This is a genomic window from Pseudomonas fluorescens (assembly GCF_900636825.1).
In the GTDB taxonomy this organism is placed as follows: Bacteria; Pseudomonadota; Gammaproteobacteria; order Pseudomonadales; family Pseudomonadaceae; genus Aquipseudomonas; species Aquipseudomonas fluorescens_BG.
On sequence record NZ_LR134318.1, the window covers coordinates 1,363,364 to 1,383,061 of the forward strand.

14 protein-coding genes and 2 tRNA genes are annotated in these 19,698 nt (G+C 59.9%); 5 read left to right on the forward strand and 11 right to left on the reverse strand.

The features are described 5' to 3' along the window. Positions 1–266: 266 nt before the first annotated feature. Positions 267–2,108 (forward strand): potassium transporter Kup, encoded by a 1,842-nt coding sequence (locus EL257_RS06200; protein ID WP_419866613.1) that lies wholly within the window; start codon positions 267–269, stop codon positions 2,106–2,108. A 674-nt stretch (positions 2,109–2,782) separates the two neighbouring features. Here EL257_RS06200 and EL257_RS06210 read toward each other — a convergent pair. From EL257_RS06210 to EL257_RS06225, 4 genes are all read right to left on the reverse strand, one after another. Then, positions 2,783–4,078 (reverse strand): virulence factor family protein, encoded by a 1,296-nt coding sequence (locus EL257_RS06210; protein WP_126360761.1) that lies wholly within the window; start codon positions 4,076–4,078, stop codon positions 2,783–2,785. After that, a complete protein-coding gene (gene mprF / locus EL257_RS06215; protein WP_126360763.1) occupies positions 4,078–6,717 on the reverse strand; it encodes a bifunctional lysylphosphatidylglycerol flippase/synthetase MprF in 2,640 nt (879 codons plus the stop codon). The genes EL257_RS06210 and mprF overlap by 1 nt, the downstream gene beginning before the upstream one ends. Before the next feature lie 279 nt (positions 6,718–6,996). Next, a tRNA-Met gene (locus EL257_RS06220) sits at positions 6,997–7,073 on the reverse strand. Positions 7,074–7,291: 218 nt separating this feature from the next. Continuing rightward, a tRNA-Met gene (locus EL257_RS06225) sits at positions 7,292–7,368 on the reverse strand. Positions 7,369–7,646: 278 nt separating this feature from the next. On the opposite strand from EL257_RS06225, the gene dinB reads away from it, so the two are divergent. Next, positions 7,647–8,702 (forward strand): DNA polymerase IV, encoded by a 1,056-nt coding sequence (dinB, locus tag EL257_RS06230; protein WP_126360765.1) that lies wholly within the window; start codon positions 7,647–7,649, stop codon positions 8,700–8,702. Positions 8,703–8,797: 95 nt separating this feature from the next. Here the strand turns inward: dinB and EL257_RS06235 are convergent, their stop codons facing one another. The 4 genes from EL257_RS06235 to EL257_RS06250 all read right to left on the reverse strand — a co-directional run bounded on the left by EL257_RS06235 (position 8,798) and on the right by EL257_RS06250 (position 13,570). Continuing rightward, the gene (locus EL257_RS06235) at positions 8,798–9,751 is read right to left on the reverse strand and encodes a hypothetical protein (RefSeq protein ID WP_126360767.1); all 954 of its coding nucleotides are present in this window, start codon (positions 9,749–9,751) and stop codon (positions 8,798–8,800) included. A 17-nt stretch (positions 9,752–9,768) separates the two neighbouring features. Next, a complete protein-coding gene (locus EL257_RS06240; RefSeq protein ID WP_126360769.1) occupies positions 9,769–11,484 on the reverse strand; it encodes a proline--tRNA ligase in 1,716 nt (571 codons plus the stop codon). A gap of 129 nt (positions 11,485–11,613) precedes the next feature. Continuing rightward, positions 11,614–13,173: an AmpG family muropeptide MFS transporter gene (locus tag EL257_RS06245; RefSeq protein ID WP_126360771.1), complete on the reverse strand. Its 1,560-nt coding sequence runs from the start codon at positions 13,171–13,173 to the stop codon at positions 11,614–11,616. Between the two features lie 43 nt (positions 13,174–13,216). Further along, positions 13,217–13,570 (reverse strand): MGMT family protein, encoded by a 354-nt coding sequence (locus EL257_RS06250; RefSeq protein WP_126360773.1) that lies wholly within the window; start codon positions 13,568–13,570, stop codon positions 13,217–13,219. A 164-nt stretch (positions 13,571–13,734) separates the two neighbouring features. Here EL257_RS06250 and EL257_RS06255 point away from each other — a divergent pair, with 164 nt between their 5' ends. Next, the gene (locus tag EL257_RS06255; protein WP_126360775.1) at positions 13,735–14,742 is read left to right on the forward strand and encodes a DUF481 domain-containing protein; all 1,008 of its coding nucleotides are present in this window, start codon (positions 13,735–13,737) and stop codon (positions 14,740–14,742) included. Positions 14,743–14,910: 168 nt separating this feature from the next. On the opposite strand, the gene EL257_RS06260 is transcribed toward EL257_RS06255, so the two are convergent. After that, positions 14,911–15,120, reverse strand: a complete 210-nt coding sequence (locus tag EL257_RS06260; protein ID WP_002554837.1) for a cold-shock protein — start codon at positions 15,118–15,120, stop codon at positions 14,911–14,913. Between the two features lie 355 nt (positions 15,121–15,475). Between EL257_RS06260 and dcd the strand changes: the two genes are divergently transcribed. Further along, complete coding sequence (gene dcd / locus EL257_RS06265) at positions 15,476–16,042, forward strand: dCTP deaminase (protein ID WP_007904652.1); 567 nt, start codon at positions 15,476–15,478, stop codon at positions 16,040–16,042. Positions 16,043–16,149: 107 nt separating this feature from the next. After that, complete coding sequence (locus tag EL257_RS06270; protein ID WP_126360777.1) at positions 16,150–16,359, forward strand: hypothetical protein; 210 nt, start codon at positions 16,150–16,152, stop codon at positions 16,357–16,359. A gap of 27 nt (positions 16,360–16,386) precedes the next feature. Here the strand turns inward: EL257_RS06270 and pdeM are convergent, their stop codons facing one another. Then, a complete protein-coding gene (gene pdeM, locus EL257_RS06275) occupies positions 16,387–17,043 on the reverse strand; it encodes a ligase-associated DNA damage response endonuclease PdeM (RefSeq protein WP_126360779.1) in 657 nt (218 codons plus the stop codon). Then, the gene (locus EL257_RS06280) at positions 17,040–19,529 is read right to left on the reverse strand and encodes a ligase-associated DNA damage response DEXH box helicase (RefSeq protein ID WP_126360781.1); all 2,490 of its coding nucleotides are present in this window, start codon (positions 19,527–19,529) and stop codon (positions 17,040–17,042) included. Before EL257_RS06280 ends, pdeM begins: the two co-directional genes overlap by 4 nt. Positions 19,530–19,698 lie beyond the last annotated feature (169 nt).

Below are 19,698 nucleotides of genomic sequence, written 5' to 3' on the forward strand. Positions count from 1 at the left end.
GTGCGCAATTCTAGCGGCGGGCAACGCACTTGACCAGCTTTATACGGGGAAATACGACGAGTGCTGCGCTATGCTTCGCGCCGTTGAGCTTTACCGATTTCGTGCAGTCAATCATTGGTCTGTAACAACAGGTAAAACAGCGCATGCTGCAAGACAAAGCATAGTGCTTCCTTCAAAGAAGCCGGTATCGAGATCAGGAGTGTTGGATGGGTCAGGCAAGTAGTCATGCGGCGGGCGCCGAGGGTTCGGCAAGCAGGCCGCTGAGCATGCTGGTCGCGGCAGTCGGGGTAGTTTACGGCGACATCGGCACGAGCCCGTTGTACACCCTCAAGGAAGTGTTTTCGGGCGGTTACGGTGTACCGGTCAACCACGACGGCGTGCTGGGCATTCTGTCGTTGATCTTCTGGTCGCTGATCTGGGTGGTCTCGATCAAATACATGATGTTCGTCCTGCGCGCCGACAACCAGGGCGAGGGTGGGATCATGGCGCTCACCGCGCTGGCCCGGCGCGCCGCAGGACATCGCAAGAAGCTGCGGTCATTGCTGGTGGTGTGCGGGCTGATCGGTGCGGCGCTGTTTTATGGCGACAGCATGATTACCCCGGCCATTTCCGTGCTGTCGGCGATTGAAGGTCTTGGACTGGCGTTCGATGGCATCGATCACTGGGTGGTGCCGCTGTCGCTGGTGGTGCTGGTTGCGCTGTTTCTGATCCAGCGCCACGGCACCGCGCGGATCGGTATTCTGTTCGGGCCGATCATGGTTACCTGGTTCGTCGTCCTCGGCGCGCTCGGCGTCTATGGCATCAGCCACACGCCAGAGGTGCTGCACGCGATTAACCCGATGTGGGCAGTGAATTTCTTCATCGTGCATCCGGGCATGGGCGTGGCGATTCTCGGCGCCGTGGTGCTGGCTTTGACCGGCGCCGAAGCACTGTATGCCGACATGGGGCACTTCGGCCGTAAACCGATCGCCCGCGCGTGGTTTTTGCTGGTGCTGCCGGCGCTGGTGCTCAATTACTTCGGTCAGGGTGCGTTGCTGCTGGAGCATCCCGACGCTGCGCGTAACCCGTTTTACCTGCTGGCGCCGAGCTGGGCGCTGATTCCATTGGTCGGTCTATCGACCATGGCCACGGTGATCGCCTCGCAAGCGGTGATTTCCGGCGCGTTCTCCCTGACCCGTCAGGCGATTCAACTCGGCTACATTCCGCGCATGTATATCCAGCACACCTCCAGCGACGAGCAGGGCCAGATCTATATCGGTGCGGTGAACTGGGCGCTGATGGTCGGCGTGGTGCTGCTGGTGATTGGGTTCGAATCCTCCGGCGCGCTGGCCTCGGCCTACGGCGTGGCAGTGACGGGCACCATGCTGATGACCACTATTCTGGTGTCGGCGGTGATGCTGCTGCTGTGGAAGTGGCCGCCGATTCTCGCGGTCCCGGTGCTGCTCGGCTGCTTGCTGGTGGACGGCCTGTACTTTGCCGCGAACGTGCCAAAGATCATCCAGGGCGGCGCGTTCCCGGTCATTGCCGGTATCGCCCTGTTCGTACTGATGACCACCTGGAAACGCGGCAAACAACTGCTGGTCGAACGCCTCGACGAAGGCGCGCTGCCGCTGCCGATCTTCATCAGCAGCATCCGCGTGCAGCCCCCGCATCGCGTGCAGGGCACCGCCGTGTTCCTCACCGCGCGCTCCGACGCCGTGCCGCATGCGCTGTTGCACAACTTGCTGCATAACCAGGTGCTGCACGAACAAGTGGTGCTACTGACAGTGGTCTACGAAGACATCCCGCGCGTACCGCCATCACGACGCTTTGAGGTCGAAGCGCACGGGGAGGGGTTCTTCCGGGTGATCCTGCACTTCGGCTTCACCGACGAGCCGGACGTGCCGCAGGCGCTGAAGCTGTGTCATCTGGATGATTTGGATTTCAGCCCGATGCGCACCACGTACTTCCTCAGCCGGGAAACGGTGATTGCCTCGAAACTTGAGGGCATGGCGCGTTGGCGTGAAGCGCTGTTTGCGTTCATGTTGAAGAATGCCAATGGGAATTTGCGGTTCTTTAATTTGCCGTTGAACCGGGTGATTGAGTTGGGGACGCAGGTCGAGATGTAAAGCCCCCGCCGCAATTGAAAAGCCCCCGTCAGCCTCGCAGCTGGCGGGGGCTTTTTTGTGGGCGGCAACTTCAGAGCAAAAGATCGCAGCCTTCGGCAGCTCCTACAGGTTTCGCATTTCATGTAGGAGCTGCCGAAGGCTGCGATCTTTTGATCTTCAAACCTCTACAAGCTTTCAGGCATTTCCATTTCAGGCTCGGTCTTAGTCCGCACAGGTCGTGGGATCAGCGCTTGGGTCACGTCATCAACCGAGGCTTTGCCCATCACCGTCAGGTAATGCGCACGCCACGTCCTCGGCTAAGGATTCTGCGAGGAATAGCAGGTCAGACGCGTATGACGGCATCATCGGAACACGAAAAGGATGATCATGAGAACCTTCGAATTGAAGCCGAAGCGATGGAACGATTGATCAGCCTGGATCCGGCTGAAGTGATCAGCCATGACGATCTGCGGGCAAGGTACGCTTGCGAGGGTTGATGATTATTCGAATCCAGCGCAATTCCCTGTAGGAGTGAGCCTGCTCGCGATAGCGTTGTGTCAGCTAATAATTGGGTGACCGACACTACGCTATCGCGAGCAGGCTCACTCCTACAGGGGGAATGGTTTGACCCTTGAGATGTAATAAAGCCCCCGTCATCGTGAGATGGCGGGGGCTTTTTGGTGGTGCGGCTCAGATCACTCTTCCGCCACCGAGTCCTTGCTCTGGCGCTTTTGAATCAGATCCACCAAACGCTTGGCCAGCGCCGGGTAGTTCTCATCAAAGTGATGCCCGCCAGGCAGCTTCACCGGTTCGCCGACGGCAGTCTTGTCGGTGCAGCCACTCTCATCCGTCTCTTCTTCACCGTAAATGCACACAACCTTGGCCGCTGGCAGCTTGGCCATTTCCGGCCCGGTGGCGGCTTCTTTGCCGGCGTTACCCAGCCAGCCTTCAACTTCGATCTCGAAGCTGCCGGTGCGGGCGAAGGCGAGCAGGATGATCGCGTCGACGCGCTGCTGTTCGTTCTCTGGCAGGCGGTTGTAGATGGCTGGCAAGACGTCAGCGCCGAACGAGTAACCGGTGAGGATGAAGCGCTTGGTGCCCCATTTCTGCCGGTAGTGCTGCATCAGTTCGGTGAGGTCCAGGGCGCTTTGCTCCGGGCTTTTGTGCTGCCAGTAGTAGCGCAGGGTGTCGATGCCGACGACCGGATAGCCGATCTTGGCCATTTCACCGGCCACGTCGCGGTCGAGGTCGCGCCAGCCGCCGTCGCCGGAAAGGAACAGGGTTACGGTGTCGTTGGCCTGACCGGCCGGCACTTCAACCACCGGGATCGCCAGGCCGCCGTTGGCCTTGTCGCCGCCAACGAGGATTTTGCGCAGTTCGTTGTTCAGTACTTGCGGCAGATTGATGTCGTAGTCGCTGATGCTGGTTTCCGCGTTCGGTTGGTCGCGCACGAAGCCTGCGCTGGCGTCGTCCGGGTTGTCGTTCCAGGCGACGAGCCAATGGCCATGGGCGGCAGATTTCGGCAGCAGGTGAGTGCAGCCGGGTTTTTCCAGGGCCAGATCGACGGACACGGCCTGGGCCTTGTCGTCTTTCTGTTCCGCCAACCAGCGCCACGCCAGCACCGCACCCGGGCCGATGCCGCTGACTAAAGTGGCCGGGCCGTTCAGTTCGCGCAGGCCCGATTGCAAGGCGCGGCTCTGCAGCAGGCAGTCCTTGGGCAGGATCACCTGAACCAGTTGCGCCGAGGCGCTGCGGCTCAGCGTAGTCAGTTGTTTTTCGGAGAGCTTCTGTTCGTCGCTTACGGCGATCAGCACCTGCGCCTTGGGCTTGGTGCCGGGGATGACACGGGTCATCGTCGCGCCATCGGCGGGTTTCAGCTGTTCGACGGTCGGTTCCGGTGCCGGGCGTTTAAGGTACCAGTAACCGCCGCCGGCAATCACGGCCAGCACCAGCAGCGCGGCCAGGATGTACTTCAGGGAGCGTTGAATCATCAGCGTTTCACCAATCCAGTCAAGCCGCCCGCGATCAGGGCAGCAGTGTCGGCCAGCGCCACCAGCGGATCGAGTCCGGCGGGCACGGCCATATAACGAGGTTCCCAGTCAGGCTGGAATTTGTCTTTGAAACGGCGCAAGCCTTGGAAGTTGTACAGCTGCTCACCACGGCGGAATACCATCGAGCCCAGTCGCTGGGTCAGCGGTGCACCACGCCGGGGTTGCAACCCCGACAACGGCACCATGCCCAGGCTGAAGCGCGCGTATCCGTGACTCTTATAATGTTGAATCAGGCCGACCATCATGAATTCCATGGTCAGCTTCGGCGCTTCCGGGTGCGCACGCATCAGGTCGAGACTGGCCAGATCGTGGTTGTAGGTCTCGAGCAGATTGGCGAACGCCACCGGGCGACCTTCGAAGCGAATCACCGCGATGCGGAAATGCTTCAGGTAATCGTCGCTGAAACGGCCCAGGGAGAAACCTTTCTCGCGCACATTCTTGCCGGTCAGCCAGGCATCGGAAATCACCTTCAGCTCATCCATCGGCGCCTGCCCCGGTTCATGGATTTCCAGCGACAAGCCATCGCGGGTGCCTCGGTTCCAGGTGTAGCGCAGATCCTTCATCTCTTTGCCCTTGGCTTCGAGGTCAAAGCGCAGCAGATCGACCCGGGCTTCCTCGCCAAGCTTGATCGCGGTCAGGCCGATGTCCATGTAGTACGGCAGATTCTCCGCGCGCACTTGGTAGAACACCGGCCGAGCGTGATGGATGTCGCACAGGTCGCGGAACTGCCAGATCATCTCGGCGCGTTGTTGGCTCGGCCCGATCGGGTCGTACAGCGCAACGAGACTGCGGCCACGACGGGCGTACATGAGAAAGGCCTCGTCGTTCGGGTGAAATAGCAGCGCTTTGTCACCGGTCAAGGCAAGGCCGCCGTCGGGTTGCGATGAGGCCATCAGTATTTTGGCTGCGCGATCCAGTTCGTCACGTGTCGGCAGATGAATGACCGGGCGCGCGGTGCGCAGCAGCCAGGTCAGGGCGATGACCAGTAAAAGCACGGCGGCCCCGAGCAGGGAGCGCAGGCCCCGTGGCGCGTCGGCGTCGAGCGTGAACTGCCACCACAGTTGATGGCTGTACGGCACGTCTTGATAGGCGAACAGCAGCAGCCACGTCGATGCGCCAAGTACGCACAGGCTGGCCACCAGATACAGCGGCGAGAAAGGCAGTTCGGTCAGACGGCTCGGGCGATAGAACGAACGGCGGAATACACCGAGCAGCGCAGCCGTCAGCGTCATCAGCGTGGCTTCTTCCCAGTCGAAACCTTTAAGCAGCGAGAGCAGGGCGCCGACCAGCAGCAGAATGGTGGTCAGCATCCACGCCGCCGACAGGCGCCGACGCAGGCCCTGCGCGAGCAACAGGCAAAGCACGCCGATCAGGCTGGCGCCGAAGTGCGACGCGTCGACCAGACGATGCGGGATCAGAAAACCGATGTGCTCCAAGCGCGTGTCGATTTCCGGGGTGGCGCCGGAAAACAGCAGCACCACGCCGGACAAGAACACCAGCACCGCCAGAATCGGCGCAGCCAGACCGGAGGCTGCGCGCATCGTCTGGGTCTGAAACAGCCGCTGGCCTTCGTTGATCAGCAGCAGGACACAAGCCACCAGCAGCGGCAGCACCACATAAATCAGGCGATACAGCAGCAGGGCGGCGGCCAATGGCGCGGCGCCGAGCTTGTCGGCGAAAGCCGCCAGCAGGATCGCTTCGAACACGCCGACGCCGCCCGGCACATGGCTGAGTACACCGGCGGCCAGGGCCAACAGGTAGACCAGCAGGAATGGCGCAAAGGGCGGCGCTTCAGGTAGCAGCAAATACAGCACGGTGGCGGCAGCCGCGACGTCGAGTGCGGTGATCAGCAGTTGCAGGAGCGTCAGGCGGCGACCTGGCAAGCGCAGCGTGCGGCGCCCGGCTTTGACCAGCAGGTTGTCCGGGATCGGTTGTTCCGGCAAGCGGCGGCGATAGATGCCGACTGCCAGAATCGCGCCGAGCACCAGCACGGCGGCGGCGACGCTTCCCAACAAAACCTCCGACAGCCCCAGCGCCTGGGACGCAGCAGGCAGGTTGCTCAAGGTGGCCAGCGCAGCCAGCGGCGGCAAGGCGCAGCCCAGCGAGAGGCTGGCGAACAGGGTCATGTGCGCAACTTCCGACGCACCGACGCCCAATCGCGCATACAGACGGTAGCGAACCGAACCGCCCGACAGCAGCGACAGGCCAATCGCATTACCGATTGCAAACGCGGTGAAGCCGCCGAGCGCCAACATGCGTGGCGGTAAATTTACGCCGGCATAACGGCTGGCCGACCATTCGTAGCCCAACAGAATAATAAAGCCGATGACCGTCGCGCCGAGCGCGCCGAGGAGGGCGGGTTTCGGCACATCGAGAATCGAGTCGTGCAAGGCGTCGAGATCGAGTTCGGCCAGCAGATGACGGCAGGCAATCAGCGCAATGGCGAACAGCAACAAAGTGACCGCCAGACCGATCGGTTGCCGGTATTTGCTCAACCGATCAAGCAAGCGCAGGCGCTCGGGTTTGATCGGTTGTTCCGCTGTGACGGTGTCTTGTGGATCAGACGAGTTGGCGCGCATCAATCACCTCTTGGATTGTGCGCGACAGGATGGAGGTATCCAGCCAAGTTACCAATCCCTGTAGAAAAAAATAATCACAAAATACTACGCCTCTCGTCGGGCATCGGCGAGGGCAGTTCCTGGATTGCAGAAGCCCTGTCTGCGACTCAAGCATAGTCGCAAGTCAGCGGTTCTGATGATCCCCAGCGGTTCACTGCACAGTGACAGATCATTGTTGCGAAAGGACTTTTTCGACAGATACAAAAAAGGCCACTCTTTCGAGTAGCCTTTTTTGATGTTTGGTTGCGGGAGCCGGATTTGAACCGACGACCTTCGGGTTATGAGCCCGACGAGCTACCAGACTGCTCCATCCCGCGTCTGTGTGGCGGCATTCTACAGGCGAACGGCGAGGTGTCAACCGCTAATCCCATAAAGGGTCAAATAAGTGTGCAATCGCGTCAAACGGTCGCAGGCGCTGCATTAACTTAAGGAAGTGCAACGAATTCCTGTTAGCGGATCGGCCTGGCAGTGATGTCGCTGACAAAACAAGCGCGCACAAAAAAGGCCACTCTTTCGAGTAGCCTTTTTTGATGTTTGGTTGCGGGAGCCGGATTTGAACCGACGACCTTCGGGTTATGAGCCCGACGAGCTACCAGACTGCTCCATCCCGCGTCTGTGTGTCGGCATTCTACAGAGGATCGCGAGGCTGTCAACCTTCAATGTGCATAAAAGTGTTCAGCTTCAATCGCTTAGCGCGTTTTCGGCGCTGTCGATTAGCGTGCAGGGCAGGCGGTGCAAGGCCTCCAGCTCTATTGACCATTGATTCGTGATTGAGAAAACAAATTCATACGACATTTCCTACGGTCGGAAAAGAACGTTCGACCACTGGTGCTATATACAGGTGTCAGTGAGATACTGCCGATCCGGCTTGCCACGTTTCCTTTTCTGACATGACTCAGCGAAAAATCATCCACATCGACTGCGATTGTTTCTACGCCGCCATCGAAATGCGCGATGACCCGCGTCTGGCCGGCAAGCCGTTGGCGGTGGGCGGTTCGGCGGACCGGCGCGGGGTTATTGCGACCTGCAATTATGAAGCGCGCGCCTATGGTGTGCGCTCGGCGATGGCCTCTGGGCATGCCTTGAAACTGTGTCCGGACCTGACCATCGTTAAACCGCGGATGGATGCGTACCGTGAAGCATCCAAAGAGATACACACCATCTTCACTGACTACACCGATCTGATCGAGCCGCTGTCACTGGACGAGGCTTATCTCGATGTCTCCGATAGCGCGCATTTCGGCGGCAGCGCCACGCGCATCGCCCAGGACATTCGCCGGCGCGTCTCCAATCAATTGCACATCACCGTTTCTGCTGGCGTTGCACCAAACAAGTTTCTGGCGAAGATCGCGAGTGACTGGAAGAAACCCAATGGCTTGTTCGTGATCACCCCGGATCAGGTCGAAGATTTTGTCAGCGGTTTGCCCGTAAGCAAGTTGCACGGCGTCGGCAAGGTCACCGCTGACAAGCTCGGCAAGCTGGGGATTGTGGATTGCCAGCACCTGCGCGAGTGGGATCGGCTGGCGTTGGTGCGCGAATTCGGCAGTTTCGGCGAGCGCTTGTGGAATCTGGCCCGTGGGATTGATGACCGACTGGTACACAACGACAGTCGTCGTCAGTCGATCAGTGTGGAAAATACCTACGACGTCGATCTGCCCGATCTGCGCAGTTGCCTGGACAAGTTGCCGGAGCTGCTGGAAACTTTGAAAACCCGCATGGCGCGAATCGACAGCAGTTATCGACCGGGCAAGCCGTTCGTCAAAGTGAAATTCCATGATTTCACCCAGACCACATTGGAGCAGGCCGGGGCAGGGCGCGACCTGGGCAGCTATCAGTTGATGCTGACGCAGGCATTCAATCGCGGCGGCAAACCGGTGCGGTTGTTGGGGGTAGGGGTGAGGCTGGAAGATTTGCGCGGCGGGTTTGAGCAGATGGAGTTGTTCTAAAGTTAAAAATCAAAAGATCGCAGCCTGCGGCAGCTCCTACATTGGGATGCGATCCCCTGTAGGAGCTGCCGCAGGCTGCGATCTTTTAATAGACGTCAGTTCGGTCCCGGATCAGCCACTAAACGCCCAGCGTCCTTGGTCAATGCCTTGAGAAATTCAGCCTGCAGTTCAGGATCATTGCGCGTCAGTTCGATCAGGCTTTGTTCGAGTTCGCTGGCTTCTTCTTCCAGGCCCAGTTCCGACAGGCGTTTGACCCGGTGCACCCACTGGCTCACCTCGTCATCTTCCAGATCGTCATAAATCAGCCCATGCGCCTCCAGCAGTTTGTCGCGAAGGTGGCCGCTGAGCATCAGGGTCGAGTCGGAATGCACATCGTCCTTGGCGTCTTCGACACTGATTTGCAAACGGCCGATATGATTGAGGTCATGTTCGGCAAACGGACTATCGAGCAAGTTCAAGCGCAGCACGCCATTGCGGTCGGTAGTCATGTCGAACGTCTGCTTGCCGGCCTTGACCTGCACCGGTCGCTCGCTCCACGGCAGGCTCGAATACTCCGTGCGCTTGTCGCGCTGGACTTCATCGATGCCGGCGAGGTTTTGCTGCGCACGGCCGTTGGACTGCACGTTCATGAACGGGTTTAGCCCGGCAAAACCGTAGCTCAACCAGTCCTTGGTCACGCTGTCGGGCAGGCTGCCCAACGCAAACACATTGACCACGTTCGCGCCAACACCGCCGACCACAGCCACAGCGCCAAGCGGAATCTCGTAAGCTTCGCGCCAGGGTTGGTAAGGTGTGTAACGGTCGTAACGCCGGGTGACCTCGAACTCGGTGACTTCGAAAGTCTTCTGTTCGTTGATCTTCACGCGACGTTGCGGCAGCTCAAGCACCTTGGGCTCACCGACATCAATCTGCAGGCTGTGGTCGAGCAGCTTTCGCTCGACCCGCTCTTCGTGCTCGCTGCGTTGTGACATTTGATTGGCACAGCCGCTGACCAGCAGGGCACCGCACAGGGCGGTGCCACCGAGGCCTAAGGTGTTTCGCTTGAACATGACGTCTCTATCTGGTTTCAGCGGCGGATACGGGCCTGCAGGAAAGACAGTACATCGGCGACCGGCAATGCTTGCGCCTCGCCTTCGGTACGACTCTTGTATTCCACGTTGCCTTCGGCGAGGCCGCGGTCGCTGACCACGATCCGGTGTGGAATGCCGATCAGCTCCATGTCCGCAAACTTGATGCCCGGGCTGGTTTTCTTGTCGCGATCGTCCAGCAGCACTTCGAAACCGGCCGCCGTCAATTCGGCGTACAGCTTGTCGGTGGCTTCGCGCACCTGCTCGGTTTCATAGCGCAGCGGTACCAATGCGATCTGGAAAGGCGCGAGGGTGTCGCTCCAGATGATGCCGTTGGCGTCGTTGCCCTGCTCAATTGCCGCAGCCACCACGCGGGATACGCCGATGCCGTAGCAACCCATTTCAAGGGTGACTGGCTTGCCGTTCTCGCCCAGCACTTCGCACTTCATCGCTTTGCTGTACTTGTTGCCCAGCTGGAAGATGTGCCCGACTTCGATGCCGCGCTTGATTTCCAGAGTGCCTTTGCCATCCGGGCTTGGGTCGCCAGCGACGACATTGCGCAGGTCAGCAACGGTCGGAACTGGCAGATCACGCTCCCAGTTCACGCCGAAGTAATGCTTGTCGTCGATGTTCGCGCCGATGCCGAAGTCGCTCATCATCTCGACCGAACGGTCGATGATGATCGGCAGCGGCAGGTTCAGCGGGCCGAGCGAACCGGCGCCGGCGCCAATCGCGTCACGCAGTTCGGCATCGGTGGCCATGACCAGCGGGCTGGCCACGCCAGGCTGGTTCGCAGCCTTGATTTCGTTCAGCTCGTGATCGCCACGAATCACCAGCGCGATCAGCTTGCCTTCTTCTTCGGCGCGCACGATCAGGGTCTTGATGGTCTTTTCAATCGGCAGATTGAATTTTTCCACCAGCGCCGCGATGGTTTTGGTGTCTGGAGTGTCGACCAGACGCAGCTCTTCGGTCGGTGCAGGACGCGAGGTTTCGCGTGGCACGGCTTCGGCTTTTTCGATGTTTGCGGCGTAGTCGGAGCCGTTGCTGAAGACGATATCGTCTTCGCCGGACTCGGCCAGCACGTGGAATTCATGGGAGCCGGCGCCGCCGATCGAACCGTTGTCGGCTTCTACCGGACGGAATTTCAGGCCCAGACGCGTAAAAATGTTGCAATAGGCTTCGTGCATACGGTCATAGGTGACCTGCAGCGACGCCTGGTCGGCGTGGAAGGAGTACGAGTCCTTCATGATGAATTCGCGGCCGCGCATCAAACCGAAGCGTGGGCGGATTTCGTCACGGAATTTGGTCTGGATCTGGTACAGGTTGATTGGCAGCTGTTTATAGCTGCTCAATTCGTTGCGCATCAGATCGGTGATCACTTCTTCGTGGGTCGGGCCCGCGCAGAAATCACGACCGTGGCGGTCTTTGATGCGCAGCAGCTCAGGGCCGTATTCTTCCCAGCGCCCCGATTCCTGCCACAATTCGGCCGGTTGGGTGCTCGGCATCAACACTTCCAGAGAGCCGGCAGCGTTCATCTCTTCGCGAACGATGGCTTCAACCTTGCGCATGACCCGCAGGCCCATGGGCAGCCAGGTGTACAGGCCCGAGGCGAGTTTGCGGATCATGCCGGCGCGCAGCATCAACTGATGGCTGATCACGACCGCATCGGAAGGCGTTTCTTTCTGTGTGGCGAGCAAAAATTGACTGGTGCGCATGGTTGGCCGTTGTCGGTTGCTATGACTGGAAATGACGCAGCAGTGTACCGGCGAGTGTTGCCGACGTACAGGCGTGCGGTCGGTGGGGCAGCACGACGGCGGGATTCCTCCCGCCGTTGGCGAAACGTCTTACGATTCTTCGACGGCAGACGTCGGCGCTGGCTCTGGAGTAGGTGTCGGGCCTGCGCGGCGGCTTTCCTGAAACCAGTGCAGGGCGATCAACAGCAGGGTCGGCACGCCAAGCAGCGCGGTGATCAGGAAGAAACTGTGATAGCCGAACTTCTCTACCAGGACTCCGGAATAGCCGCCCATCAAGCGTGGCAGCAGGAGCATGATCGAGCTGAGCAACGCGTACTGCGTGGCCGAGAACTTCAGGTTGGTCAGGCTCGACAGGTAGGCAACGAAGGCCGAGGTGGCGAGGCCGGAACTGAAGTTATCAAGGGAAATGGTCACCACCAGCATTTGCAGGTTTGCGCCCATGTCCGCGAGCATCACGAACAGCAGGTTGGTCGCCGCCGAAGCGACGCCGCCGATAAACAGAATCGGCAGGATGCCGAAACGCACGATCAACAGTCCACCCATGCCGGCACCGACGAGGGTCATGATCAGCCCGAAAATCTTGCTGACGCTGGCGATCTGATCCTTGGTAAAGCCTTGGTCGATGTAGAAAACGTTGGCCATCACGCCCATCACCGTGTCGGACATGCGATAGGTGGCGATCAGGCCGAGCAGCAGCAATGCCTGCCAGCGGTAGCGCAGAATGAAGTCATTGACCGGCGTCAGCACCGGCGCCAGCCCGCGCCGACCCATGGCTGAGAGACACAGGCCGGTGAGGAGGGTGTAGAGGATAGCGCGCAGGAAGGCGCGGTCCTCGAGCAGCAGATCCAGCGGACTCATGTCGCCGAACAGCACGCCGGCGAAGTCGGTGTTGTACAGTTGGGTGAACATGGCCGGCACTGACACCAGCAATACGATCAGCACGAACACCGACATCAATTGATGCATGAACGTGTAGCGACCTGCTTGCAACTGCGTGCGCAGCGGCACCGGCGGTTCGCGCATGAACAGCGTCGTCAGCAGCGCGGGCACCATCAATGCACCGAACAGCACGTAAGTGCCGGTCCACGCTGCGTGCTTGTAGTTGAAACCGGTGGAGCCGAAACCTTCAGCGAAGAACAACGCCCCGGCGGTGGCGAGCAGGGCCGCGACACGGTAACCGGACATATAGCTGGCGGCGAGGGCGGCCTGGCGGCTGTCGTCGGCGATTTCCAGGCGATAGGCGTCGACCGCAATGTCCTGAGTGGCGGAGGCGAAGGCGACGACGACGGCGATGGCGATCAGCCAGGACAAGTGCTTTTGCGGATCGCAGAAGCCCATGCCGATCAGGCCGAGAATCACCAGCGCTTGCGACAGCACCAACCACGAGCGGCGTCGGCCGAGCTTGCCCAGCAAGGGCAGGCGCCATTGGTCGAGCAGCGGCGACCAGACCCATTTGAACGCGTAGGCCAGGCCGATAAGGCTGGCGTAACCGATGGTTTCGCGGGCGACACCGGCCTCACGCAGCCATACCGACAACGTTGAAAACACCAGCATGTACGGCAGGCCGGCAGCGAAACCGAGCAACAACAGCACGAGCGTCGAAGGACTGGCATAGGCGGCGAGCGCGGCGCGCCAGGTTTTACGGGGCATGGGCTGAAGTCTGCCTCAAAATTGCGAAAACAAAGCGCGCACTCTAACCGCTGTGCTCTACCGGGCGCCAGCCATGACGCTGAATATCCACACGATTGTTCAGGATGGTAATGCCTTCCATGCGCAGTCGTGCACGTTGTTCGTCGCCCGATGCGCTGCCCGTTGGCAAGCTGATCCGGCCGCCGGCGCCGAGCACGCGATGCCACGGCAACTTCGTATCACCGGGCAATTGGCTCAGGGTGCGGCCGACCCAGCGGGCGGCGCGGCCCAGCCCGGCAAGTTCCGCCAGCTGACCGTAACTGACCACTTTGCCTTCGGGCACTTGTGCCAGGGTCGAGTAGAGCGCCGTGCGTCGGATTTGCGCTTCGCTGTCATCTGCATGGATCCGGTCTGTCACGGGCGTAGTTCCTCAACATGGGCGAAATAAGCGCGTTCAGGGTAGCCCGTCGCTGCGCAGTTGAGAAATGAACTCATCGGGATTCGTCCGGTCAGTGCTTGTCAGAGGTTTATTCCTACGGATAATGCCGACCTTTTCTCGCAAATTTGAGCCTAAATTCGCTTATGTTGCCCAGAACTTTGCTGTGCCTTGCTGTTTTCAGCGCGTCCACGCCCTTGCTTGCCGACACCGTCTGGTTGAAGAACGGTGACAAGTTGAGCGGCACCATTACCGTGTTCGATGGCGGCAAGCTGTTGATCCAGACCAAATACGCTGGCGCAGTCTCGATCGACTGGAAAGAGGTCAAGACGCTGGACAGCGATCAGCACCTGCTGGTAAAGCAGGATGCCTACGCCGGCGAAGTGTCGAAGTCGCTCACGGCGGCGGACGACGGCAAGGTGACCCTGGCCAACGGCGAGGCGCCGAAGACCGTTGAGCTGGCCAGCATTCAGCAGATCCTCAAGCCCAAGCCGATCGTCACCGACCTGGTGTGGAAGGGCAACGTCGATATGGCGCTGGACTATCAGCGCGCCGAAAAAGACACCGACGATTACGACGTTGGCTTCAAGACCTCCGCACGGCATGGTCGCTGGCGGCATACCGCCGAGGGCGAGTACAACCGCGAAGTCCAGGATGCCGAAACCACGACCAACAACTGGCGCGCCGAATACTCCCTCGACCGCTTCCTCACCGATCAGTGGTTCTGGCAAGGGCGCATCAACTACAAACGCGATCACATCGAAGAGCTGGCCCGCCAGCGTGTGGTCGGTACCGGTCCGGGTTACCAGTTCTGGGACGATGAACTTGGCGCTTTCTCGCTGGGCTCGCTGCTCAACCGCACCGACTACGAGTATCGCGATGGCAGCAAGGACAACTTCTATTCCGTGGCCATGAAGTGGGATTACAACCGCTATCTGATCGGCAAGAAAGTCGAGTTCTTCACCAACGGCGAAGTCGGCAAGCCGTTGTCGGGTGTTGCCGATTACGCACTGGATGCTGAATTGGGGTTGCGCTACAAGGTCACGGACTGGGCTTCGCTTAACCTTAAGGCCGAGCGCGATATCATCAGTGGCACCAACGATGCGGATTTGAACAAGACCCGTTATACCGCAGGGTTTGGCGTGGCCTGGTAAAGGCCAGAGCAAAAAGATCGCAGCCTGCGGCAGCTCCTACAGAGGATTGATGTACATCCTGTAGGAGCTGCCGAAGGCTGCGATCTTTTTTTCGCGCCATGAAAAAACAGGCGCCCACAAAAAAGCCCCGCTTTTAAGGGCGGGGCTCTTTTCTAAAGAAGCTACAAGTTAGATAACTTGTACTTCTTCAGCTTGCATGCCTTTCTGACCGCGGGTAGCGATGAAAGAAACCTGTTGGCCTTCTTTCAGGCTTTTGAAGCCGTCGGATTGGATAGCTTTGAAGTGAACGAACAGGTCGTCACCGGATTGTGGAGTGATGAAGCCGAAGCCTTTTTCATCGTTGAACCACTTAACGGTACCGGTTTGGCGATTAGACATGGTGTAACTCCTTGAACAAAGATAACTGCGACTCAGGAAGAACCCTGGCCGAGACTGAGTGCAAAGAGCAGGAAAAATTCTTGTAGATGGTTGGATCGAAATTCAACATATCGTGTAGAGATTCTCAGTGACACAAGCAGCACAGTGGCGCCACCTTAACTCTTTTTCCGGAACGTGCCAATGCTTCTTGCAAAGGTTTCTGTGTTTTAGGGATCGGCGGTGCGACGGTTCGTCGCCACACCGCGTAAATACGGGGTGTTCGCCGAGAATTGCGTTGCGCACTTTGAAGGAGGCGATGCGCCCGGTAAGATGCCGGACAGAATTTTTCCACCTCGCTATTCAGGACAACCCCGCCATGAGCATCAAATCGGACAAGTGGATTCGCCGCATGGCGCAGGAACACGGCATGATCGAACCGTTCGTCGAGCGCCAGGTGCGCGGCAGCGATGACAGCCGGGTGATCTCCTATGGTGTGTCGAGCTACGGCTACGACGTGCGTTGCACCAACCACTTCAAAGTGTTCACCAATATCAATTCCGCCATCGTCGACCCGAAAAACTTCGACGCCGGCAGCTTCGTCGACATTCACAGCGACGTCTGCATCATCCCGCCGAACTCCTTCGCACTCGCCAGTACCGTCGAATACTTCCGCATCCCGCGCAACGTATTGACCATCTGCCTGGGCAAGAGCACCTACGCGCGCTGCGGCATCATCGTCAACGTCACACCGCTTGAGCCCGAGTGGGAAGGCCACGTGACGCTGGAGTTCTCGAACACGACCAACCTGCCGGCGAAAATCTACGCCAACGAAGGCGTCGCACAGATGCTGTTCCTCGAATCCGACGAGGAATGCGAAGTGTCCTACAAGGACCGTGGCGGCAAATACCAAGGGCAGCGCGGCGTGACACTGCCGCGCACCTGAGGTATCCGTCCGGCGGATCCCGGGAATTCTTTGGCGGGCAGACACTCTATGAGGTGTACTGCCCGTTTTTGTTTGCGCAAATGCGGGCCTTCACCGAGGAGTGCCCTATGAAGATCAATCCGCAAATCACTGCCGAGCTGGCAAGGCTTGAGCCCAATCAGATAGGCGTAATGGCCTGGTCCTTGTTGGCGAATCCGTCTTTGAGCCTGGCGGGCGGCGTGCCTGGGCAGCCCGATCCCGATACTCCCAATGAACAACCGACCGAGCCGGGCGAGCCGACCCTTCCGGATGAGCCGCCACCGGCCCCTGTCGCCTGATTTCGCTGCACTTGTGGCCAGTCAATCTCAGTTGACTGGCCACACTTCGTTGTCGCCGATGACAAAGATCCTGCACGTGTTGTCCTGCTCGACGGCGTAGCCGCCGGTAAACGCGCCGAACGCCGGCATCAGGCTGATTCGCTCGCCGAGCCGGAAACACGCCAGGCGCAATCGCTGCCGTCCCTTACCGTATAAGTGATAGACCGGGTGTACGTGGCCCGCGAGTACGTGGCGCTCGGGATGTGGATCCGGCTCGTGCTGCAGGGCAAACGGCCCGAGCAGCATGGGCTCGGGCACCACGCGGATGTTCAGCGAGGCGGGTGGGTCGCCGGCGCGCTTGTCGTGATTACCGCGAATCAGCGTCATCGGCAGGTCGGCGTGGCGGCTGCGCCACCCGGCTAACGCATTGAGTGTGCCCGCAGCATGCGAACCGGGGCCGTGAAGGAAGTCGCCGAGGAATATGAGTTGCCGGCAGGGCAGTTTCGCCAGCAATTGGTCGATCAGCGCAATGTTGGCTGACGTCGTGCCCTGCGGCACCGGCTGACCGAGGCTGCGATAAGCCGCCGCTTTGCCGAAGTGCACGTCGGCAATCAGCAGCGCCTCTTGCGCGGGCCAATACAGCGCTTTCTCCGGCAGCAACCAGAGCTCTTCACCCGCCAGACGCACCGGATACGCCGCACTCACGACGATTTTCCGTTATCAGCGGTTTTTTCCAGGTCACCGACCATTCTTCTGATCCTGTCAGCCAGTTTTTCCGAACTCATACTCTCGCGCATCCGCTCCACCAGCAGCGGAAAACCCAGCGGCGTAGGCCGTTTAACCTGATGCACGTCGAGTTTCATCTGATTGATGCGTTCCAATGTCTGCTCCAAGCGGCGAATATCCAATTCTTCGCGTAGGACTTCTTCCCCGGCCTGCGCCAGCAGCAGGTTCTCGGCGTCATATTGCTTGAACACTTCAAAGAACAAACCGCTCGAAGCTTGCACTTGTCGAGTGCTTTTTGGTGCGCCCGGATATCCGGCAAACACCAGGCCGGCAATCCGCGCAATTTCACGAAAGCGGCGCAATGCCAGTTCACCGGCGTTGAGGCTGGCCAGCACGTCGAGCAACAAATCTTCGGCATTGAACAGCGACCTATTCAGATGGGTTGCCCAATCCACCGGCGTGGCGCTGAGCAACTCCAGACCATAATCGTTGACCGCGATCGAGAAGGTCACTGGCTGGCGCTGACTGACGCGCCACGCCAACAGGCTCGCCAGGCCCAGATGCACTTGCCGCCCGGCAAACGGATAGAGGAACAAGTGCCAGCCTTCGCGAGATTTCAGCACCTCGGCCAACAGGTTCTTTGTGGTGGGCAGGCCAGACCAGCGCATCTGTGTCTCCAGCAGCGGGCGCAGCGCCTGCATTTCCGGACCAGTGAACTCACCGTCAGCGGCGGCGCTGAAGCGCGTGACCACCGCTTCGGCCAACTCGTTGGATAGCGGCATGCGCCCGCCATTCCAGCGCGGCACGGCGGCTTTTTTCGTGGTGCTGCGTTTGACATAGGCAGTCATGTTTTCCACCCGCACCAATTCCCGCAGACGGCCGGCAAACAGAAAGCCGTCGCCCGGTTTAAGCCGCGCGATGAAGCCTTCTTCGACACTGCCCAACTGTTTGCCGCCGCCTCCCTTGCTCCAGAATTTCAGGTTGATGCTCGCATCGCTGACGATGGTGCCGATGCTCATGCGGTGCCGCCGCGCCAGGCGCGCATCCGGGACGCGCCAGACGCCGTGCTCGTCCGGTTCGACGCGGCGATAATCCGGATAGGCTGTCAGCGACATTCCACCATGGCGTACGAAAGCCAGCGCCCAGGCCCAGTCAGCCGGCGTGAGGTCACGATAGGCCCAGGCGCCACGGACTTCTTCGTACAGATTCTCGGGAACAAATCCGCCGCCCAGCGCCATGCTGACCAGATGCTGCACCAGCACGTCCAGTGGCTTGTGCGGTGACTGCCGCGGTTCGATGCGCCGCTGTTCGACGGCATCCCGCGCGGCAACGGCCTCGACCAGCTCAAGACTGTGGGTCGGCACCAGAGTCACCCGCGAAGTGCGCCCCGGCGCGTGTCCCGAGCGTCCGGCACGTTGCATCAAACGCGCGACACCCTTCGCGGAGCCGATTTGCAGGACGCGCTCCACCGGCAAAAAATCCACGCCCAAATCCAGGCTGGACGTGCAGACCACGGCTTTCAGGTGGCCGTCTTTCAACGCTTGCTCCACCCAGTCGCGGGTATCTCGCGACAGTGAGCTGTGATGCAGCGCGATCAGTCCGGCCCAGTCCGGGCGGGCTTCGAGCAAGGCCTGATACCAGATTTCCGACTGCGCCCGAGTGTTGGTGAACACCAGCGTGCTGGCGCAGGCGTCGAGCTCGGCGACGACCTGCGGCAGCATCTTCAGACCGATATGCCCGGCCCACGGAAAACGCTCGATGGTCGGTGGGAGCAGGGTATCAACCTTCAGCGATTTTTCGTTTTGGCCCTGAACGCTGATGCTGCCGCCCTGTGGGATCAGCACTTGCTCGGCGTGGGATTGATTACCGAGGGTGGCGGATACGCCCCAGACGATCAGCTCGGATTGCCAGTGCCGCAGGCGTGCCAGTGCCAATTGCAGTTGCACGCCGCGTTTGTTACCGAGCAATTCGTGCCATTCATCGACGACGATCATGCGCAAGGTCGACAGCGCGGTGCGAGCATCGGCACGGGCCAAGAGCAAGGTCAGGCTTTCCGGGGTGGTGATGAGCGTGGTCGGCAGGCGTCGGCCTTGCCGGGCGCGTTCGCTGCTGCTGGTGTCGCCGGTGCGCAGACCGATGCTCCACGGAATCTGCAAGTCATCGACCGGGCGTTGCAAGGCGCGTGCGGTGTCGGCGGCGAGGGCGCGCATTGGCGTGATCCACAGCACTGTCAACGGTTCGGCCGGTGCCTTGCGTTTGCGTGGCGGCGCATCGACAGGCCGGGTTTTGGCGAAACGATTGAGGGCAGCGAACCATACCGCGTAGGTTTTACCGGCACCGGTGCTGGCATGCAGCAGCCCTGATTTGCCGTTTTTTACCGCAGCCCACACCTCTTTCTGAAAGGCGAAGGGCTTCCACTCGCGGGCGCTGAACCAGGTTTTTGCAAAGTCGGGGGATTTCGCCATGCCGGCTGCGTGCGCTCTGGAGGTGTTGTTTCAGAGACCACAGCGACAGACCAAAGGTTTAAAACAACACGGCACCTGTGTAGGAGCTGCCGCAGGCTGCGATCTTTTGATCTTGTCTTTAAAAAGCAAAATCAAAGGATCGCAGCCTTCGGCAGCTCCTACAGGGGCA